General features: G+C 29.9%; 13 protein-coding genes. 3 read left to right on the top strand and 10 right to left on the bottom strand.

From position 1 onward, the window contains the following. Positions 1-201: 201 nt before the first annotated feature. The gene (locus I6E15_RS01515) at positions 202-6,324 is read right to left on the bottom strand and encodes an autotransporter outer membrane beta-barrel domain-containing protein (protein ID WP_235243661.1); all 6,123 of its coding nucleotides are present in this window, start codon (positions 6,322-6,324) and stop codon (positions 202-204) included. 346 nt (positions 6,325-6,670) lie between these two features. Between I6E15_RS01515 and I6E15_RS01510 the strand changes: the two genes are divergently transcribed. Next, positions 6,671-7,288 carry a superoxide dismutase gene (locus I6E15_RS01510; RefSeq protein WP_235243660.1) on the top strand — a complete coding sequence of 206 codons (618 nt, stop codon included), beginning with the start codon at positions 6,671-6,673 and terminating at the stop codon, positions 7,286-7,288. 50 nt (positions 7,289-7,338) lie between these two features. Here I6E15_RS01510 and ruvC read toward each other — a convergent pair whose 3' ends face one another. Continuing rightward, complete coding sequence (gene ruvC / locus I6E15_RS01505) at positions 7,339-7,911, bottom strand: crossover junction endodeoxyribonuclease RuvC (RefSeq protein ID WP_235243659.1); 573 nt, start codon at positions 7,909-7,911, stop codon at positions 7,339-7,341. Between the two features lie 154 nt (positions 7,912-8,065). On the opposite strand from ruvC, the gene uvrA reads away from it, so the two are divergent. Together uvrA and gltS are read left to right on the top strand one after the other, a co-directional pair. Then, the gene (gene uvrA, locus I6E15_RS01500) at positions 8,066-10,894 is read left to right on the top strand and encodes an excinuclease ABC subunit UvrA (protein ID WP_235243658.1); all 2,829 of its coding nucleotides are present in this window, start codon (positions 8,066-8,068) and stop codon (positions 10,892-10,894) included. 26 nt (positions 10,895-10,920) lie between these two features. Continuing rightward, positions 10,921-12,129 carry a sodium/glutamate symporter gene (gene gltS, locus I6E15_RS01495; RefSeq protein WP_235243657.1) on the top strand — a complete coding sequence of 403 codons (1,209 nt, stop codon included), beginning with the start codon at positions 10,921-10,923 and terminating at the stop codon, positions 12,127-12,129. Positions 12,130-12,243: 114 nt separating this feature from the next. Here gltS and I6E15_RS01490 read toward each other — a convergent pair whose 3' ends face one another. From I6E15_RS01490 to I6E15_RS01455, 8 genes are all read right to left on the bottom strand, one after another. Further along, on the bottom strand, positions 12,244-12,786 hold the full coding sequence (locus tag I6E15_RS01490) for an alpha/beta hydrolase (protein ID WP_235243656.1): 543 nt from the start codon (positions 12,784-12,786) through the stop codon (positions 12,244-12,246). Between the two features lie 68 nt (positions 12,787-12,854). Continuing rightward, positions 12,855-13,256, bottom strand: coding sequence for a transcription antitermination factor NusB (nusB, locus tag I6E15_RS01485; RefSeq protein ID WP_177161983.1), 402 nt, complete (start codon positions 13,254-13,256; stop codon positions 12,855-12,857). Between the two features lie 14 nt (positions 13,257-13,270). Further along, entirely contained in the window at positions 13,271-13,501 is a 231-nt protein-coding gene (locus tag I6E15_RS01480) for a DUF2273 domain-containing protein (RefSeq protein WP_177161984.1), read from the bottom strand. 21 nt (positions 13,502-13,522) lie between these two features. Further along, the gene (gene amaP / locus I6E15_RS01475; RefSeq protein ID WP_235243655.1) at positions 13,523-14,038 is read right to left on the bottom strand and encodes an alkaline shock response membrane anchor protein AmaP; all 516 of its coding nucleotides are present in this window, start codon (positions 14,036-14,038) and stop codon (positions 13,523-13,525) included. Positions 14,039-14,056: 18 nt separating this feature from the next. Then, positions 14,057-14,440 (bottom strand): Asp23/Gls24 family envelope stress response protein, encoded by a 384-nt coding sequence (locus I6E15_RS01470; RefSeq protein WP_177161986.1) that lies wholly within the window; start codon positions 14,438-14,440, stop codon positions 14,057-14,059. A gap of 42 nt (positions 14,441-14,482) precedes the next feature. Next, on the bottom strand, positions 14,483-15,823 hold the full coding sequence (accC, locus tag I6E15_RS01465; protein WP_235243654.1) for an acetyl-CoA carboxylase biotin carboxylase subunit: 1,341 nt from the start codon (positions 15,821-15,823) through the stop codon (positions 14,483-14,485). A gap of 22 nt (positions 15,824-15,845) precedes the next feature. Then, positions 15,846-16,262 carry an acetyl-CoA carboxylase biotin carboxyl carrier protein gene (locus I6E15_RS01460; protein WP_235243653.1) on the bottom strand — a complete coding sequence of 139 codons (417 nt, stop codon included), beginning with the start codon at positions 16,260-16,262 and terminating at the stop codon, positions 15,846-15,848. Positions 16,263-16,357: 95 nt separating this feature from the next. Further along, the gene (locus I6E15_RS01455) at positions 16,358-19,771 is read right to left on the bottom strand and encodes a DNA polymerase III subunit alpha (RefSeq protein WP_235243652.1); all 3,414 of its coding nucleotides are present in this window, start codon (positions 19,769-19,771) and stop codon (positions 16,358-16,360) included. Positions 19,772-19,789 lie beyond the last annotated feature (18 nt).

Genomic DNA, 19,789 nt, shown 5'->3' with positions numbered 1-19,789 from the left:
CTCCTATGATATTAATTTTATCATAGAAAGCTATTAAAAGTTAGTATTATTTAATTTACAGAATCTTTTTCACAGGCTCTAAAAAGGTCTTTACGGCTAAGTTAGAGATGAGGAGTGTTAATCACTCCTTTTTCTATTGTTAGTGAAAAAATTAGGAGTAGCATTTTAGCCACTCCCAATTTTTATATAATATATTATGACTTAGAAAGTATAAGTAAATCCAGCTGTTATATATTCTCTATCTCTCTTTCCAAAATCTTTTCCAACTTCTGCATTGAAAGTAAAGTTATTAAATTCAAAAGCAGTTCCTACTTTTACATCAGTTTGAGCATTTTCTATTTCATCAGTAAACGGTAAAGTTTTTTTATCAAATTCACCTAATTTAGCATATTGAAGTTTGTTCATATCTCCAAATTCATATCCAAATTTTACAGCAGAATAGATAGATGCCATTTTAAAATCTTTACCAACTTTTACTTCAACAGCAGGTACAATAGATGTATAATCTTGACTGTCTACTGTTAAGTTATATCCTTTTGCTCCATCTTCTGTAAAGTCTTCATATTTTCCATAAGTTACATCAAGACTTAAAGTAGGTTTTATATATAGACTATCTCCAAATCTTTGTGATATTTCTCCAGTAGTTCCTAGTAAGTAAGAGTTAAAATCTCCTTTGGCAATTTCGTTAGTTAAATCTCTTTCTACTTCGTGGAAGTTATATTCTCCAAATACTCCTAATCTTACATCAAAAGAGTTAAGTTTCATATCTTTGTAGATACCAGTATGAACTGATTTTATATTTCCTTCAGATTTTCCGTCAAAATCAATATCGTTGTATCCGTATCCAATAACTCCATATAGACTATCATTAAATTTCATTGCTCCAGATATTCCAGTCATTTGACTTTCATATCCAAGAAGGTTACCTTTAGCCTCAACATCAGAGTAATTTCCAATAAAGTTGAAGTTAAATTGATAATCATTAAGAGTATTTATAATAGAACTGTCATAAGATTTAAAGATGTCTTTTGTATCAAATATTTGTCTAGCAATATTAGTATACTCAACACCAGAAATCTCTTTAAGTCTATTTTGAATATTTTGTCCTGAAGTTGTGTTTGCAAAAACATTATTTAATACTTCTTTTGCCTCATCAGAAAGTGTATCTCTAAACTCTTTATCATTGATACCTTTATCAAATACACTAGCTAAATTGTCATATTCTTTTGAAGTGAAATCTACAAGATTGTTTTCATTTCTTGAAAGTTCAACATCAAGATTATTTTTAGAATCATCTTTTTTAGCAGTTGCATTGTATAACATAGTATTTGATAAAACTTTAAAATCTTTTCCAAGCTTTGTTTCTTCTGAAGAGATAGCATTGTCTAATGTATAACTATCTTTAAAGTCAACAGAGGCAATAGTAGAATCAACAATAACATTTCCGTCTAAGTTAATAGATTTTGCAGAGATTTTACCATAAGAACCAGATTTTGTAGTTCCTAAAACATAATTAGTTCCTGAAGTAACTGTAACTGTTCCATCAGCATTAATTGTTCCTGTATTTATTATTGTTGAACCTTCCCCTTGAGTTTGAAGAGCAAATCCCACTTTAGTATCAGCAGTTAATCCGTGAGAACTATCTATATTGATAGTACCTTCATTAGAAATTGTGGCACCATTAGTAGCTAATATTCCACCACTAGCATTAGCACCTACATTAATAGTTCCTCCTATTTCGTTCAGAGCCTTAGAACCAAAACCATCAGCTTTCATAGCATAAGAACCTTTTCCATTGACATTAATAACTCCGACATTTCTATCTTCTTCTCCGTTTGTAACTCTTCCACCATTTTCTGCTAACATTCCAACAGAATTTTCACCAGTAACAGTTATAACACCTTTGTTATCAGCAAAACTAAGACCAGTTGTCATCATACCGAAAGAGTTTTTACCAGTAACATTGATATTTCCATAGTTTACAACATCACTATTATTTCCAAACATACCGGTATTTCCACTTCCACCAACATTAATAGTAGCTCCTTCATTATTTACTCCTACAAATCCCCACGTATCTTTGTCAGTACGGTTTTCTGCAATAACATCTATACCTCTAGAATTAGTTCCAGTTATATTGATAGTTCCTTCATTAGTAGGAGCTAATTTTCTTAGTTCATCTTCTGGTTTAACAATAGAATTTTTAGCATAACCATACATAGCAGAAGAATCATTTCCACCAACAATAATAGTTCCTTTGTTAAGAATTTTAGAATCAGAATCTTTAGCTTTCATTCCGATAGATTCATCTCCTGTAATAGAGATAGTAGCATTTTTCTCATTTGTAGCAGTAGCTCCCTCTACAACACGTATTCCAGAACTATCATTTCCACCAATAGTAATAGATCCATTATTAGTTATGTTACTATTAGAAGCTCCGCTAATACCTTCATTATTATTACCCATTAATTCTATTAAACCATTATTTGTAGCAGAACTATTTTCAACTAACATAGCAGTAGAACTATTAACTTTAGCAACAATCTTACCATTTGTTTCATTAACTAATTTTCCACCACCGATAGAAGCCATTCCAATAGTTGATACAAATTTATCACTTTGTGAATTTTTACCACTTAATGTGATAGTACCATTATTAATAGCATTAGCATTTTTTCCATCAGTAAACATTCCAATAGAACTACCTTGAACTTCTATAGATTTATTATTAGTTCCAGTACCTTCATTTAAAATATACATTCCTTTAGACATTTGAATTCTAGGATTTAAATTATCAGTTTCAGGAATAAAATCTTGAGTTACTTTAATAGTTCCGTCATTAGTAGCAATAGAATTGTTAGCAACAAACATTCCATTAGAACCAGTTCCATTAATATTAATAATTCCGCTAGAATTATTAGTTATAGTAGCACCTTGACTAGCATTCATACCAGAACTATTATTTCCATTAATATTGATAGTTCCATTATTTGTAGCTGTAGTGTTTAATTTAGCTAACATACCGTCACTATTATCTCCTGTAGTAGTAATCTCTCCATTATTTATAGCAGAACCATTATCACCAGAAATATATAATCCTGTTCCCATATCTCCAGTTACAGAAATTTTTCCACTATTTTCTATTTTTCCATTATAAGCATAGATACCAACAGATTTATTTCCAGCCATTGTAATGTTTCCACTATTTTTAACAGTAGCAGTTCCGTCATTTGTTCCTAAATAAATTCCAGTAGAATGTTGTTCTCCAAATTCATTTGGATTCATTTCTAAATTTTCAGAAGTAATTTCTATTGTACCTTTATTTACCAATTGAACTCCAGAAATAATATTTCCACTTTCAACATCTTCTGGATCTACACTAGCATCAATACCTATAACATAATCTCCAGAAACTTCAATAATTCCTGTTTCTTCATTAGTTACATTAGCATTATCTTCTGCTAATATAGCTGAGTCATCATTAGTTGTAATAGTTATTGTACCTTCATTAATTCCTTGACCACCAGAAAGTTCCATTACGTGTCCATTGGCTGTGATTTCTCCCTTATTAATTACAGTCCCATTTAATCCATTAAGAGCAGTTACAGATTCTCCCTTTAGATTAATTTTTCCATTTTCTCCATTAATAACAGTTCCACCATTATAAGCAAACATTCCTTGAATATCGCCATTACCACTTCCAGTGATAGTTCCATTGTTAGTTGCTATTCCATTTCCTTCAGCAATCATTCCAATAGGAGTTTTATATTCTTTTCCGTCATTAGGAATATCACCACCAATATTTATATTTCCATTATTGATAGCTTCTCCGTCTTTAGTATACATTCCAACAGTAGAACCTTTTATATTAATATCTCCATTATTTTTAATTAAACTATTGTTTCCAAGTCCTTTCATAGCAAAAGAGAAATCTTTTAGATATTCTGTTACAGGTTCTGAATCAGGAGAAATTTCAAGATTTCTATCAATTTCAATAGTACCTTCGTTATTAGCTTCTGCACCATTAGTAGCAAACATTCCTCCGCCATTAATAATAGCTCCTTCTTTATTTGTAGCTAGAGAACCAGTACCGTCAGCTTTCATAGCAAAAGAATCTTTATCATTAACTTTTATAGTTCCGCCAATTTCATTTGTAACTTTTCCACCATTTTCAGCTAACATACCAACAGAATTATTTCCAGTTATTTCGATATTTCCATTGTTGTTAGCATTTGAACCAGAATCTTTAGCTAACATTCCAATAGAATTATCTCCTCTGATAGAGATAGTAGCATTTTCATCATTTAGAGCATTAGCTCCATTTGTAACAATTATTCCAGAGTTTCCTGCATTAACCTCAATTTTACCTCCCTCTTCGTTTCTAGCTGAAGAGCCAACACCATTAGCTTTCATAGCAAAAGAATTTTTACCAGTAACCTTGATAGTTCCACCTTCTTCATTAGAAACTCTTCCACCATTTTCAGCTAACATTCCAGTAGAATTTTCACCAGTAATAGTTATAAAATTTTTGTTATCAGCAAAACTAAGACCAGTTGTTTTCATACCAACAGAATTTTTTCCTGTTACATTGATGTTTCCTTTATTCATAATATCACTATTATGTCCAAACATACCAGTATTTTCACTTCCGCCAACAGTAATAGTAGCTCTTTCATTATTTATTCCTACAAATCCCCATACATCTTTGTTATCACGTTTTTCTGTGTGAACATTTATACCTATAGAATTAGTTCCAGTTATCTCAATTTTTCCTTCATTAATAGGAGCTAATTTTTCTAATTCACTTTCTGTTTTAGCAACAGAATTTTCAGTGTAACCATATATAGCAGTAGAGTTATCTCCACCAACAGTAATAGTTCCTTTGTTAAGAATTTTAGAATCAGGATCTTCAGCAATCATACCAAAACTATTATTTCCACCAATAGTAATATCATTATTATTAATAGCTATTGTATTTGCTTCGGCAATCATTCCGCCAGAATTATTTCCAGTTATTTGAATACTTCCATTGTTAATAATTTCTGAGCCAGAATCTTCTGCTACCATTCCAAAAGAATTTTCTCCTTTGATAGAGATAGTGGCACCTTTCTCATTTTTAGCAGTAGCTCCTTCAATAGCACTCATTCCATAGCTGTCTTTTCCAGAAAGAGTTATTTCTTTATTATTAGTAGCTGTAAATCCTTTTCCAGAAGTTTCCATACCAACAATATTGTTTCCAGTACCAATGATAGTTCCGTTATTAATTATGTTACTATTATCTCCAATAATACCGTCATTATCATTTCCCTTCATTTCAATTATACCTTTATTTTCAATAGTACCATTTTCAGAATACATAGCAATAGAACTGTTAACGTTAGAAATAATCTTACCATTTTTTTCATTGACTAATTTTCCACCATTAATAGAAGCCATTCCAACAGTTGGTACAAAGTCATCATTTTGTGGATTTTTACCATTTAATGTAATAGTACCATTATTAGTAGCTATAGAATTTTTTCCGTCAGCGAACATTCCAATAGAGCTACCTTGAACTTCTATATTTTTATTATTAGTTCCAGTACCACCATTTAAAATGTACATTCCTTTAGACATTTGAGTTCTAGGATCTAAATCTGGAGTTTCAGCAATAAAGTTTTGAGATACTTTAATATTTCCATTATTAATTATAGTAGCTCCACTACCATCAGCTTTCATACCAGAACCATTTTCCCCATTAACATTAATAGTTCCTTTATTTATTCCAGAAATTTTTCCATTTTTACTAATAACTAGAATACCTGTTTGATTTTTACCATTTAAAGTTATATTTCCATTGTTTTGGATAGAAATTTCAAGAGCTTTATTTTTTAAAACTGTATCAGTTTCACCTTTTAAAGCGGTAGCTCCTTCTCCATTAAGAGTGATATTAGCTTTATTGATGATATTAGAGTTTACACCAGAAATAGCAGTTACTTTTTTTCCAGAAAGATTAAGATTAGCTTCATTAGTTACAGTAGAATTTTTTGCAGAGATAGCAGGTTTGTTAGAAATAGTAGAATCTGTTTTTTCTCCAACAAGGATTATTTCTTTTTTATCAGTTATTTCAGTCTTTCCAAATACTTCATTAACATTTATTGAATTTTCAGGTTTAGGTGGTGTTACTCCTCCAGATGAAGAACCTCCACCTCCTCCGCCACCACAGGCAGTAAGAGTAGCTCCAATAAGACCAGTTATTAAAAATTTAACAACAACACTTTCATTAACAGAAATTTTTCTTTTCAAAAATCTTTTTAGACTTTTCTCAATACTTTTTTCAATCAAAATAATCCTCCAAACATAATATTTACTCCCTTTTATTAATTTTTTAAAAAAAAAAAAAAAAAACGCAACATTTTTTTCTAAAAAAATACAAATTAAAATCAAAAATAAATTGAGGTTATTTTTGAAAAATAAAAAATAATTTTTTAATAAAAATATTTACGAAAAATAATAAATTACATCATAAAATCCTTTATTCTTAAAAAATTTATAGAAAAATTTAAAAAAATAAAATAAAAAACTTGTAAAAAAGTGAAAAATATGTTACAATAGGTTATAAAAATTGAAATGATTTCAATTTTAAAAAAGATGAAAAATAAAATCAAAAATGAAAACAGGAGGAATTAATATGTCAAAATATCCATTTAGTTTAAGAGAGTTACCTTATGAGTACACAGCTTTAGAACCTGTTATTAGTAAAACAACAATAGAATTTCACAAAGATAAACACTTAAATGCTTATACAAATAACTTAAATGATGCTTTATCAAAAGCACCTGAATTACAAAATCTAGAATTAGAAGAAATCTTATCTCATTTAGATAGAGTTCCAAAAGATCTTCTTGCACCAGTAACAAATAATGGTGGTGGAGTTTACAATCACAATTTCTACTTTGAAGCTTTAACATCTCAAAATACAACAGAACTTAAAGGAGATTTAAAAGATAAAATAGTAGAAGATTTCGGAAGTGTTGAAAACTTTATAGATGAGTTTAAAAAAGCTGCAGCAACAGTTTTCGGTTCTGGTTGGGCTTGGTTAGTATTAAAAGATGGAAAGTTAGAAGTTATAAAAACAGCTAATCAAGAAACACCATTAAAAGATGGTTATGTACCTCTTTTAACAATAGACGTTTGGGAACACGCTTACTATATAGATTATCAAAACTTAAGACCAACTTACATAGAAAAATATATGACAATAATAAACTGGGATTTAGTAGCTGAGCGTTATAACAAAGCTAAATAATATAAAAGCTAAAAAAGAACAGGTTACCTGTTCTTTTTTTATTCCAAAATTTACTTGTTAATCATAAGTTCTCTAAATTCTTTTGCAGACATTTTAGTTTTTGTAAGAGCTTTTGTAGAGATATTTGATGAAAAAGAGGTATTAAACTGTAAATTATTAAAAGAATTAATGTGAGTAATTGCTATTGCAATAGCATCAGCAGCGTCATCAGGTTTTGGAATCTCTTTAAGTTTTAAAAGAGTTTTTACCATTAACTGAACTTGCTTTTTATCAGCTTTACCATATCCAGTGATACCAATTTTTACTTGAAGAGGAGTGTATTCAGAGATTTTCAGATTATTTTTCATACCAGCTAATAAAATAACACCTCTAGCCTCTCCGACAGAGATAACAGTTTTATTATTTTTAAAATAAAATAGTTCTTCAACAGCCATATGTTCTGGAGAATATTTTTGGATAATTTTTTCAAGTTCGTTAAAAATTATTAAAAGACGTTCTTCCATAGGAAGATTTTTATCAGTATAGATACAACCATAATCAATAAGATTTATTTTTGAGTTTTCATATTCAAGGATAGAAAAACCAACTATGGCAGTACCGGGGTCAATTCCTAAAATTTTCATTTTTTACTCCAATCTTTTATAAAATATTATACATAGATTATAACATAAAAAATATTAAAATCAAATGATTAATAATAAATAAATATAAAATATATATAATTTTTTATAGATAATTTTATTTAAAGATGTGGTAAAATATTTATGAGGTGAAAAAATGTTAGATAAATTAATAATAAAAGGAGCGAGAGAACATAATTTAAAAAATATCGACGTTGAAATTCCTAAAAATAAATTTGTAGTAGTAACAGGAGTAAGTGGAAGTGGAAAATCATCACTAGCTTTTGATACAATTTATTCTGAGGGACAAAGAAGATATGTTGAAAGTTTATCAGCTTATGCAAGACAATTTATAGGACAGATGAAAAAACCTGAGGTAGATTCTATCGAGGGACTTTCACCAGCAATCTCAATCGAGCAAAAGACAACTAATAAAAATCCAAGATCAACAGTTGGAACTGTAACAGAGATTTATGATTATATGAGACTTTTGTTTGCTCATATAGGTATAGCTCATTGCCCAATCTGTGGAACTCCAGTGGATAGAAAAAGTATTGAAGAGATAGTTGATAGTATAATAGAAAAATTTGATGAGAAATCAAAACTTATAATTTTATCTCCAGTGGTTAAGGAGAAAAAAGGAACTCATAAAAATCTATTTTTAAACTTGGTGAAAAAAGGTTTTGTAAGAGCTAGAGTTAACGGAGAGATTTTATATCTTGAAGATGAGATTAATCTTGATAAAAACGAAAGACATACTATTGAAGTTGTAGTAGACAGACTTGTTTTAAAAAAAGGTGATAGAGAGTTTGAAACTAGACTTAATCAATCTGTTGAAACTGCTACAGAACTTTCAGAGGGAAAGGTTATAATAAATTCAAATGGTGAGGACTATCTTTACAGTGAAAACTATGCTTGCCCTTATCACGAAGATGTAAGCATTCCAGAACTTACTCCAAGACTTTTTTCATTTAATGCACCTTATGGAGCTTGTCCACATTGTAATGGGCTTGGGCAAAATCTTGAGATAGACCCAAATAAATTGATTATAGATAAAAAACTTTCAATCAATGATGGGGGAATATATATTCCTGGAGCATCAACCAGAAAAGGTTGGACTTGGGCAATGTTCCAAGCTATGTGTAAAACTTTTAATATAGATTGCGATATTCCAGTGAAAGATTTATCAAAAGAAAAAATTGATATAATTTTTAACGGAACTGATAAAAGATATAGATTTGATTATGAGGGAAAAGATTTTTCTTTCCACGGTTTAAGAGAGTTTCATGGAATAATCAAAGGGCTAGAAAAAAGACATAAAGAAAGTTTTTCAGAGTCTCAAAAAGAAGAGATAGAAAATAAATTTATGATTGAAAAAGAGTGTAAATATTGTCACGGAAAAAGATTAAAACCTGAGGTTTTAGCAGTAACAATAAATGGAAAAAACATTATTGAAATCTGTGAGATGAGTATAAAAGAGACTTTGGAATTTTTTAACGGAATAACTCTTACAGAAAAACAGGAAAAAATATCTAAAGAGATATTAAAAGAGATAAGAGAAAGACTTAATTTTATGATAAATGTAGGACTTGATTATCTTTCACTTTTTAGAGCCACAAAAACTCTATCAGGTGGAGAAAGTCAAAGAATAAGACTTGCTACTCAGATTGGATCTGGTCTTACAGGAGTTTTATATGTTTTAGATGAACCAAGTATCGGACTTCATCAAAGAGATAATGATAAACTTTTGGAATCTTTAACAAGACTTAGAGATATTGGAAATACTTTAGTTGTAGTAGAACACGACGAAGATACAATGAATCAAGCTGATTGGATATTAGACCTTGGAAGAGGGGCAGGAGAATTTGGTGGAGATTTAGTAGCATTTGGAACACCGAGTGATATAAAAAATAATCCTAACTCTTTGACAGGAGAATATCTAAATGGAACTAAAAAAATAGAAGTTCCTGATAAAAGAAGAACTTTTGAAAAAACTATAAAACTTTTTGGAGCAAAGGGAAATAATTTAAAAAATATTGATGTGGAAATTCCTCTTGGAGTTATGACTGTAGTTACAGGAGTAAGTGGAAGTGGAAAATCTACACTAATAAATCAAACCTTGTATCCTATTTTATTTAATGAGTTAAACAATGGAAAACTTTATCCACTAGCCTATGATAAAATAGAGGGGGTAGAAAATTTAGATAAAGTTATTGATATAGATCAAACACCTATTGGTAGAACTCCTCGTTCAAATCCAGCTACTTATACAAAAGTTTTTGATGAGATAAGAGATATTTTTGCACAAACCAAAGATGCAAAGATGAAAGGGTATGAAAAAGGAAGATTTTCTTTTAATGTAAAAGGTGGAAGATGTGAGGCTTGTCAAGGAGCTGGAATTTTAAAAATAGAGATGAACTTTTTGCCAGATGTCTATGTAGAATGTGATGTTTGTCACGGAAAAAGATATAATAAAGAAACTTTAGAGGTCTATTATAAAGGAAAAACCATATCAGATGTTTTGGATATGAGTATAAATGAAGCTTATGAATTTTTTAAAGCTGTACCATCTCTTGAAAGAAAATTAAAAGTTTTAGTTGATGTGGGACTTGGATATATAAAACTAGGTCAACCAGCTACAACTTTATCAGGAGGAGAAGCACAAAGAATTAAACTTGCCACAGAACTTTCAAAAGTTTCTTCTGGAAGAACAATTTATATTTTAGATGAGCCTACAACAGGATTACATTTTGATGATGTAAAAAAATTATTAGAAGTTTTAGAAAGACTCGTTGAAAAAGGAAATACAGTTGTTGTAATAGAACATAACTTAGATGTTATAAAGACAGCTGATTATATTATAGATATTGGCCCAGAGGGTGGAAACGGCGGAGGAACTATTGTAAAAATTGGTACTCCAGAAGAAGTCGCTAGGTCAAGAAAAAGTTATACAGGTAAGTACTTAAAAAAGTATTTAAAAAAATAAATTTTAATTAAAGAAAAGGAGAGAAAATGTTACAAATTAAATTGGATATGTTCCAAACACTTGCGTTCACTGTTTTACTTATTTGGTTAGGAGATTATTTAAGAAAGAAATTTCCTATTTTGAAAAAATATTGTATACCATCAGCTGTTGTTGGAGGGCTTTTATTTGCAATAATAGCTTGTGTGTTATATGTTAATGGAATTATGGAGTTTAAATTTGATAGTAAAACTACAAATACTTTATTTTATTGTTTATTCTTCGCTGCTAGTGGAGCTGCTGCTGGACTTAGCTTACTTAAAAAAGGTGGAAAACTAATTGTTATATTCTCAATTCTTGCTGCTGCAACTGCATTTTTACAAAATGTTGTGGCTGTTGGACTTGGAAAAGTTTTAGGAATTAAACCTTTGATCGCTCTTATGACTGGTTCTATCCCAATGACTGGTGGACACGGAAATGCTGCTTCATTTGCACCTATCGCTGAACAAATGGGAGCTACTGGAGCTGTTGAAGTTGCTATTGCTGCTGCTACATTTGGATTAATTTCTGGTTGTATCGTTGGTGGACCTTTAGGAAATGCTATCGTTCAAAAATATGGTTTAAAAGGAAACTCAACTGCTGAAGAAATAGCTGAAATGGAAAAAGCTAATCAAAAAGAATTTGTGATGAATAAAGCTAGAAGCTTAAATGCAGCTTGTTTAATGTTTATTGCTTGTGGATTTGGAGCTACACTTCTTGTTATCCTTAAAAGAGTTTTACCTGGTGTAAACTTACCTATCCATGTTTTATGTATGTTAGGTGGATTAATTATAAGACTTGTTTATGATAACTTTATTGGTGAAGATGAGGCTTTATATGAATCAATCGATACTTTAGGAGAAATTTCTCTTGCAATGTTTGTTACAATGTCAATAATGACTATGAAATTATGGCAACTAGCTGACCTTGCAATTCCAATGTTTATACTTCTTATAGCTCAAGTAGTATTTATATCACTTTTCGCAGTATTAATCTCTTTCAGATTACTTGGAAAAAACTACGACGCAGCAGTTATGGCAGTAGGACATACAGGATTTGGTTTAGGAGCTGTACCAGTATCAATGGCAACAATGAAAACTGTTTGTGACAAATACGGATATTCAAAAATCGCTTTCTTCGTTGTACCAGTAATAGGTGGTCTTATCAGTAACTTTACAAATGCTGCTATTATCACTTTCTTCTTAAATATGTTTAAATAAAAATAAAAGTGCTGAGAAAATTTTTCTCAGCATTTTTTCTAAAAAAATATTTTAAAATTAAAGAGATTGTTTTAACCAGTTGTTTAGAAATATAAGTTGTTCCTCAGTGTGAAACTAATGCTCTCCATTTTCCATTACAGTAAAATGAGCATTATGATTTTTGATAAATTTATCTACTGTTTCATGTGAAGTTAAATTGTCTTTTTCTGCATATAAAATTTCAGTAGGAATATTCCATATTATTGGATTTTCTCTCACAAAACACAGATATTTCCAAGATAATGTCTCTTTAAAATCAGTAGGAATTTCTTTTTTCTCACAAAGAATTTCTTCACTTACATTTGCCCAATTCATCATATTTAAAATAAGTTGCTTCATATCAAGAATGGGAGATATAAAGAGAGCTTTTTTAATATTACTATTTTGTAAAGTGTGCATAGCGAAATAAGCTCCAATGCTATTTGCAAGAATATAAATTTCCTCATAAGTTTTTTCTACTTTTTCATAAACTGATTTTATTTGTTTTTCCACGATCCACAGCAAATATTCATTGTAGTCTATTCCAATCATATCAAATCCCAAACAACTTTCTTTATATTGGTTTATTTCAAAAGAACTTCCACCTTTTCCATGAATATATATAATAGCTTTTTTCAAAATATTTCCTCCGAATATAAAAAAGAGCTAGCAAATAAAAATTTACTTGCAATAGCTCTTAATTTTAATTATACAAATTTTGCTAAAACTCCATTTAAGAATTCAAAAGATTTTGTATCTCCGTATTTTTTAGCAAGTTCGATAGTTTCATTTATAACTATTTCTTTAGGAGTATCTTCATAAGAAAGTTCGTATACAGCACCTTTTAAAAGAGCTTTTTCAACATTTCCTATTCTGTCAAAACTCCAACCTTCCATAGTATTGTTTATTTTATTTAATATTTCTTCAGAATGTTCATCAATACCTAAACAGTATTTTTTTATAAATTCCATAGAACTATTAGATATTTCTAGTTCATCTTCTACAACTCTTTGCATAAAAGAATCGAAAATATCTTTTAAAGCAGTTTCTTTCATCTCTGCCTCAAATATTAATTTAAATAATTGCTCTCTAGCAGCTTTTCTAGTCATTTCTTCCCCTTTTTCTAATTTGTATCAATTTTATTAAGCATATTACTTAATAATTCTTTAAATTTTGTTAATAAATTTTTATATTCCATATTTCCAAGATTATAACCTAGAATTGTCATAGCAACTATAAACAATGTAGATAGTAAACCAAAAGAAATAAATAGGATTGAAACTACAAAACCAATAATTCCACCTAAGATTTTTTTTCTATTTTCTAAAAAAGAATATATAAACTCTTCTAACACTTTTATCACCTCTTAATAGAATTAGTCAGCTTTTGTAGAAACTTTAGAAATTTTTATTTCAACAACGCTTATTTCTAATTCAAGTCTTTTGAAAAGTTCATCTTTTATAAGTTGTTGAATTTCAGCAGATTTTTCTGCAATACTTCTTGTTGTGTGAAGATCTATAAAAAGTGTAACTTTATATTTTTTTCCACTTTTTCCACAAAGGATTTTTAAATTTTTTACTTCAGTATCATTTTCAAGAGATTCTTTTATAATACTTTTGATTGATTCAGTAGATACTAAAACTTCTCCATTTGAACCATTGATAAGGTATCCATTAGTTCTATTGAAAAGGCTAAAGAATTTTATTAATGAAAGAACAAAATAAACTACAGATATACCCAAGAAAATAACATATATTGGGTGCTGTAATTGATCAGGTTTAAAGCTTAGTAATAATCTTTGATCTAATGGACGTACAGAGAAAATTATTCCTGCCACTGAAAGAACAAAAATTCCTACCCAAGCGATAAAAAATAGAACCTTTTTAAACATATAAATCACGTCCTTTTATTATTCTATTTCACCAGTAGTTTCAGATTCGTCTTTAATTCCTTTTACATCTTCAATTTTTACATCTTGAACAAAAACGTTAACTTCTATAACTTTTAAAGCAGTTAAACTAGATACTGCTTCAAGAACAGATTCTTGAACTTTTTTTGCAACTTCAGAGATTGGATAACCATGTTTTACAATTATGAAAGTATCGATGCTACATTCTTTTTCTCCAACTTCTACTTTAACACCATTTATTCCTCTTTTTTTACCAAGGATTTTTCCAAACTCGTCAGCAACACCTCCGGCTAGTTTATAAACTCCCTCAACATCTTCTGTTGCTTTTGCAGCTATTGTTTTTACTACATCATCAGCGATTTTAATGTTTCCTAAGTTATTCATATTAAAGCCTCCTTCATTTGTAAATAATTTATTATTATTTTTTTATAAACCAAATTCTTTTTCGATAAAAGAAGTTGTAACGTTACCTTTTAAATAATTTTTATTTTCTAAGACTTTTAAGTGGAAAGGAATAGTTGTTTCAACTCCCTCAATGATAAACTCATTTAAAGCTCTCTTCATTCTGGCAATAGCCTCTTCTCTATCCATTCCAAAAGTAATTATTTTTCCTATCATAGAATCATAATATGGAGATATTTCATATCCTTGGTAAGAGTGAGAATCAACTCTTATACCGATTCCCCCTGGAACAACATATTTTGTTATTTTTCCTGGACAAGGAATAAAATGATTTTTAGTATCTTCAGCATTTATTCTACATTCGATAGCATGTCCATAAGGAATGATATCCTCTTGAGAGATATTAAGTCTATCTCCCTCTGCAAGACTGATTTGAAGTTTTATAATATCTAAACCTGTAACAGCCTCAGTAACTGTATGTTCAACTTGGATTCTTGTGTTCATTTCCATAAAGTAGAATTTGTTGTTTGAATCAACTAAGAATTCTAATGTTCCAGCTGAGTCGTATCCGATTGATTTTGCAAGACGAACTGCAGCTTCTCCCATAGCACGTCTTACTTTTTCAGGAAGTTTAAATGATGGAGATTCTTCTATAAGTTTTTGGTTTCTTCTTTGGATAGAACAGTTTCTTTCTCCAAGATGAATTATATTTCCGTGTTTATCTCCAACGATTTGTATCTCAATATGTTTTGGATTTTCTACAAATTTTTCGACAAAAACATCTGGATTGTTGAAAGCAGCCTCAGCCTCATTTTGAGCAGCCACTATATTTTTTTCTAACTCTTGGTCATTTCTGGCAATTCTCATACCTTTTCCACCACCACCAGCAGTGGCTTTTATCATTACAGGGTAACCAATTCTTTCAGCTATCTCTTTTTTAGCATCTTCTATATTTATTATTATTCCAGTACCATTAGTTACAGGTACATCATTTTCAATAGCTTTTTGTCTAGCAGTAGCTTTGTCCCCCATCTGTTTTATACATTCGTGGTTTGGGCCAACATAGATAAGATTGTGAATTCTACATATCTTTGCAAATCTGTAATTTTCAGCTAAAAATCCATATCCCGGGTGAATAGCATCAGCACCAGTTATCTCAGCAGCAGCTATAATATTAGGAATTTTTAAGTAAGAATCAATAGCAGCAGCAGGTCCTATACAAACAGCTTCGTCAGCCATTTTTACGTGAAGACTATCTTTGTCTGCCTCAGAATAAACAGCTACAGTTTTTATTCCAAGCTCTTTGGCAGCTCTTATAATTCTCACTGCAATCTCCCCTCTATTAGCAATAAGTAATTTTTTCAATTTATTTCCTCCAAACTATAAACTAATCAACTATTTTTTTAAGTTTTATTAAATTTTTTCCATAGTCAGTAACCTCTCCATTTTTAAGAAGTATTTGCTCAACTGTTCCAGCTACTTCTGATTTTATAGAAGTTTTTATACCAACAGTGGAAATATATCCGATTGTTTGTCCAACTTTGATTGTTTGTCCAACAGCTATCAAAGGAACACCAGTTTTATCATAGAAGAAGAATTTACCAATATTAGCTGATTTTATATATATTGTATCCTCTTCCTCAGAAGAAACCTCTTCAACAGGCTCAATCACAGGAGCCTCTTCTTTTATTGTGATATCTTTTTTTATGTTTATTTTAAAATCTTTGTCCTGAAATTTTATTTCAGAAAGCTCATTTTTAGTTAGGATATCAATTAATCTATCGATTATTAGCTTATCTTCCACAGTTCCTCCCAAAATTTTTTCAATATTAATAAGTAGTTAAGATATGTATTTATTTTATCACAAATAAAATTAACTATCAACAAAAAATCAGCTTTTTATTTAAACTTTAAGCAATTTTCACCTAATAATTTTGTAATTTTATCAATAAAATAAATATCAGGTGTAATTTTATATTTGGATAACTTCACTTCTTTTCTAGTTTCTGTTTTAAGAGCGAAATAAACTGGAGATTCTCCTAAATGTTTTTTTAAAATATTTAAAAGACTTGAAAATTTATCTTTGTCTTTTTCTTGCAAAAGTATGTAAGTAGTCAAAGAGCGTCTTTTCAGGACAGTTTCTATACTTGAAATAGTTCTTACAATGACTTTTTTATTCTCGTTTCCATTGAAATAATCTACTTGGATACTACCTTGGATATATACTTTGTTTCCCTCTAAAAACTCATTTTGGAAATTTGTGAAAGTTCTAGGAAAAGCGATACAAGAAACAATTCCTGTAAAGTCCTCTATCTCAAATACACACATAATCTCTCCAGAATTTTTTGTAACTATTTTTTTTATATTTCTTAAAATACCAAATAGTTGAATATCTTTTCCTTCTTGCTCATTTTTTACAAGATTTGTTGGAGTATATTCAAAGGAGTTTATAAGATTTATATATTTATCAAGAGGGTGTCCACTGAAATAAAATCCAAGAACCTCTTTTTCTTTTTCTAACTTTTCTTCCAATGAAAAATCAGGAGCATTTGCTAAAGTAAAAGAGTTAATAGTGGATTTTGCATCTCCAAAAAGGTTCATTTGTTGAATCTCGTCCTCTTTTGAAACCTTAGTAGCATAGTCAATAAGTTTTCCAAGTGATGAAAGTTTTTCATTTCTGTTACCGGGAACTGAGTCTAAAGCTCCAGCAAATATAAGAGCCTCTAAAGTTTTTTTATTTACTCCGTAAATCTTAGTTCTTATAACAAAATCTTCAAAGGATTTGTAATCTCCATTTTCTTCCCACTCCTTTTTTATACTTTCAGCTACTTTTTCTCCTACATTTTTGATAGCAGATAGAGCAAAAAGAATCTTTCCATCTTTTACAATAAACTTTGATGCAGGCTTATTTACATCTGGAAGTTCGATGATAGTATTGTGTCTTTTGGCATCTTGTAGATACACTGCAATATCATCAATATTTTTCATCTCAGATGTCATGAGGGCAGCATAATAAAATTTTGGATATTTATATTTGAAATAAGCTGTCCAATAGGCAACTAAAGCATAAGCTGCCGAATGGGATTTATTAAATCCATAACCAGCAAATTTGTAAATCAAATCAAATATTTCACTAGCAATTTCTTCAGAATAACCTTTAGCCATAGAACGAGAGATAAATTTTTCTCTGTTTTCATTCATTATGCTAAATTTTTTCTTACCCATAGCTCTTCTTAAAAGGTCAGCTTCTCCCAAAGAGTAATCAGCCATTCTATTGGCAATACTCATTACCTGCTCTTGATAAAGTATAACTCCGTATGTACCTTTTAAAATGTCTTCTAAGGAATCATCAGGATATTTTATTTGAGAGATACCATTTTTACAGTTTATGAAATCATCAACCATTCCAGAACCTAAAGGACCGGGACGATAAAGAGCAAGTAAGGCGATAATATCTTCAAATTTATCCGGTTTTAATCTTCTTAAAAGTTTTCTAATTCCTAAAGATTCAAGTTGGAAAACTCCAAGAGTATCTCCCTCAGAAAGCATTTGATAAACTTCTTTTATATCAAGAGGAATATCTGAAAGATTTATATCCTCTTTTAAGTTTTCTTTTATATAATCAATGGTTCTTTGTAGGTTTGTAAGATTTCTAAGACCAAGAAAGTCCATTTTTAAAAGTCCAAGGTCTTCTAACTCTTTCATCTGATATTGTGTGGCAACTGTAGAATCTTTATCCTTGAAGACTGGGACAGTTTCGTCTAAAGAATCCTTTGTGATAACGATACCAGCAGCGTGGATAGATGAGTGTCTTACTTTATTTTCTAATTTTTTTGAATAATCAACAATTTTTTTTATCTGAGAATCAGTTTGATAAATATCACGAAACTCTTTTATCTCCTCAAGGGAATCTTTTATTGAGTAGTTAAAAGGAATAAGTTTTGCAACTTTATCAACCTTTGAGATAGGAACATCAAGGACACGTCCAACATCTCTTATAGCAGCCCGAGCTTTTAAAGTTCCAAAAGTTATAATCTGAGCAACTTTATCAATTCCATATTTATTTGTTACATAGTCAATAAGCTCTTGACGTCTTTCTTGGCAAATATCAATATCAATATCTGGCATTGAAACTCTTTCAGGGTTTAAAAATCTCTCAAAAATCAGATTATATTTTAAAGGGTCAAGCTCTGTTATCTTAAGAGCATAAGCAATCAAACTTCCAGCAGCAGAACCTCTTCCCGGTCCTATTGGAATATTATTATTTTTAGCAAAATTTATAAAGTCCCAAACAACGACGAAATATTCAGCATACCCCATTCTATTGATGATAGAAAGTTCGTACTCGGCTCTTTCTAAAATTTCATTTGATATACCAAAAGGATATCTTTCTTCTAAACCTTTATAGACAAGGTGTTTTAGAAAATCGCTTGTAGATGAAAAATTTTCTGGAATTTCATAATAAGGAAATTTAAACTTTCCAAACTCAATAGAAACATTGCAACGGCTAGCAATCTCTTCAGTGTTATTAACTCCCTCGATATATTCTTCTCCGAGTGATTGGATTATCTCCTCACGAGATTTAAAATATAACTCATCAGTTTCAATCCTCATTCTTTTTTCTTCAGAAACTTTAGCACCAGTCTGAATACAAAGAAGAATATCTTGTAAAGTGTCATCTCCTTTATTCACATAGTGAGTATCATTTGTAGCTACAAGCTTTAAATCAAAAGTTTCTGCCAAAGTTTTTAACTTTTTATTTAATTCTTTTTGTTCTTTTATTCCATTTCCTTGAACTTCTATATAAAAATTATCTTTTCCAAAAATAGCTATATACTCATTTATAGATTTTTCTATATTTTCGTCACTTTCTCTATCTAAAACTCTTCTCGAAATTTCTCCCTGCATACAAGCTGAAAGGGCGATAATCCCCTCACTGTGATTTTTAAGAAATTCTTTATCAACTCTTGGTTTGTAATAAAAACCTTGTGTATAAGCAAAAGATGAGATTTTTATAAGATTTTTATAACCAGTATTGTTTTGAGCTAGTAAAACCAAATGGAAAATTCTTCCCTCTTTTGACTCTGCCCCAAACTCCGAAACATAAGCTTCCATTCCGATAATTGGTTTGATACCACTAGCAAGAGCTTTTTGATACATTTCAATAGCTCCAAACATATTTCCGTGGTCAGTAATAGCTAAAGCTTTCATTTTTAAACTTTTAGCTTTTTCAATATACTCTTCTATTTTTCCAACTCCATCAAGAAGACTATATTCAGTATGTAGATGTAAATGAACAAAATTTTTTTCCATAAAATAATCCTCCTTAAT

It is taken from the genome of Fusobacterium perfoetens (genome assembly GCF_021531475.1).
Classification (GTDB): Bacteria; Fusobacteriota; Fusobacteriia; order Fusobacteriales; family Fusobacteriaceae; genus Fusobacterium_B.
Note: the sequence above shows the minus strand (reverse complement) of the source record. Positions and strands in the feature narration are given on the sequence as shown.

Excerpts from the sequence above, each read along its gene's own strand:
- I6E15_RS01510 (WP_235243660.1), top strand. The coding sequence starts at position 6,671 with ATGTCAAAATATCCATTTAGTTTAAGAGAGTTACCTTATGAGTACACA.
- ruvC (WP_235243659.1), bottom strand. The coding sequence starts at position 7,911 with ATGAAAATTTTAGGAATTGACCCCGGTACTGCCATAGTTGGTTTTTCT.
- uvrA (WP_235243658.1), top strand. The coding sequence starts at position 8,066 with ATGTTAGATAAATTAATAATAAAAGGAGCGAGAGAACATAATTTAAAA.
- gltS (WP_235243657.1), top strand. The coding sequence starts at position 10,921 with ATGTTACAAATTAAATTGGATATGTTCCAAACACTTGCGTTCACTGTT.
- nusB (WP_177161983.1), bottom strand. The coding sequence starts at position 13,256 with ATGACTAGAAAAGCTGCTAGAGAGCAATTATTTAAATTAATATTTGAG.
- amaP (WP_235243655.1), bottom strand. The coding sequence starts at position 14,038 with ATGTTTAAAAAGGTTCTATTTTTTATCGCTTGGGTAGGAATTTTTGTT.
- I6E15_RS01470 (WP_177161986.1), bottom strand. The coding sequence starts at position 14,440 with ATGAATAACTTAGGAAACATTAAAATCGCTGATGATGTAGTAAAAACA.
- I6E15_RS01455 (WP_235243652.1), bottom strand. The coding sequence starts at position 19,771 with ATGGAAAAAAATTTTGTTCATTTACATCTACATACTGAATATAGTCTT.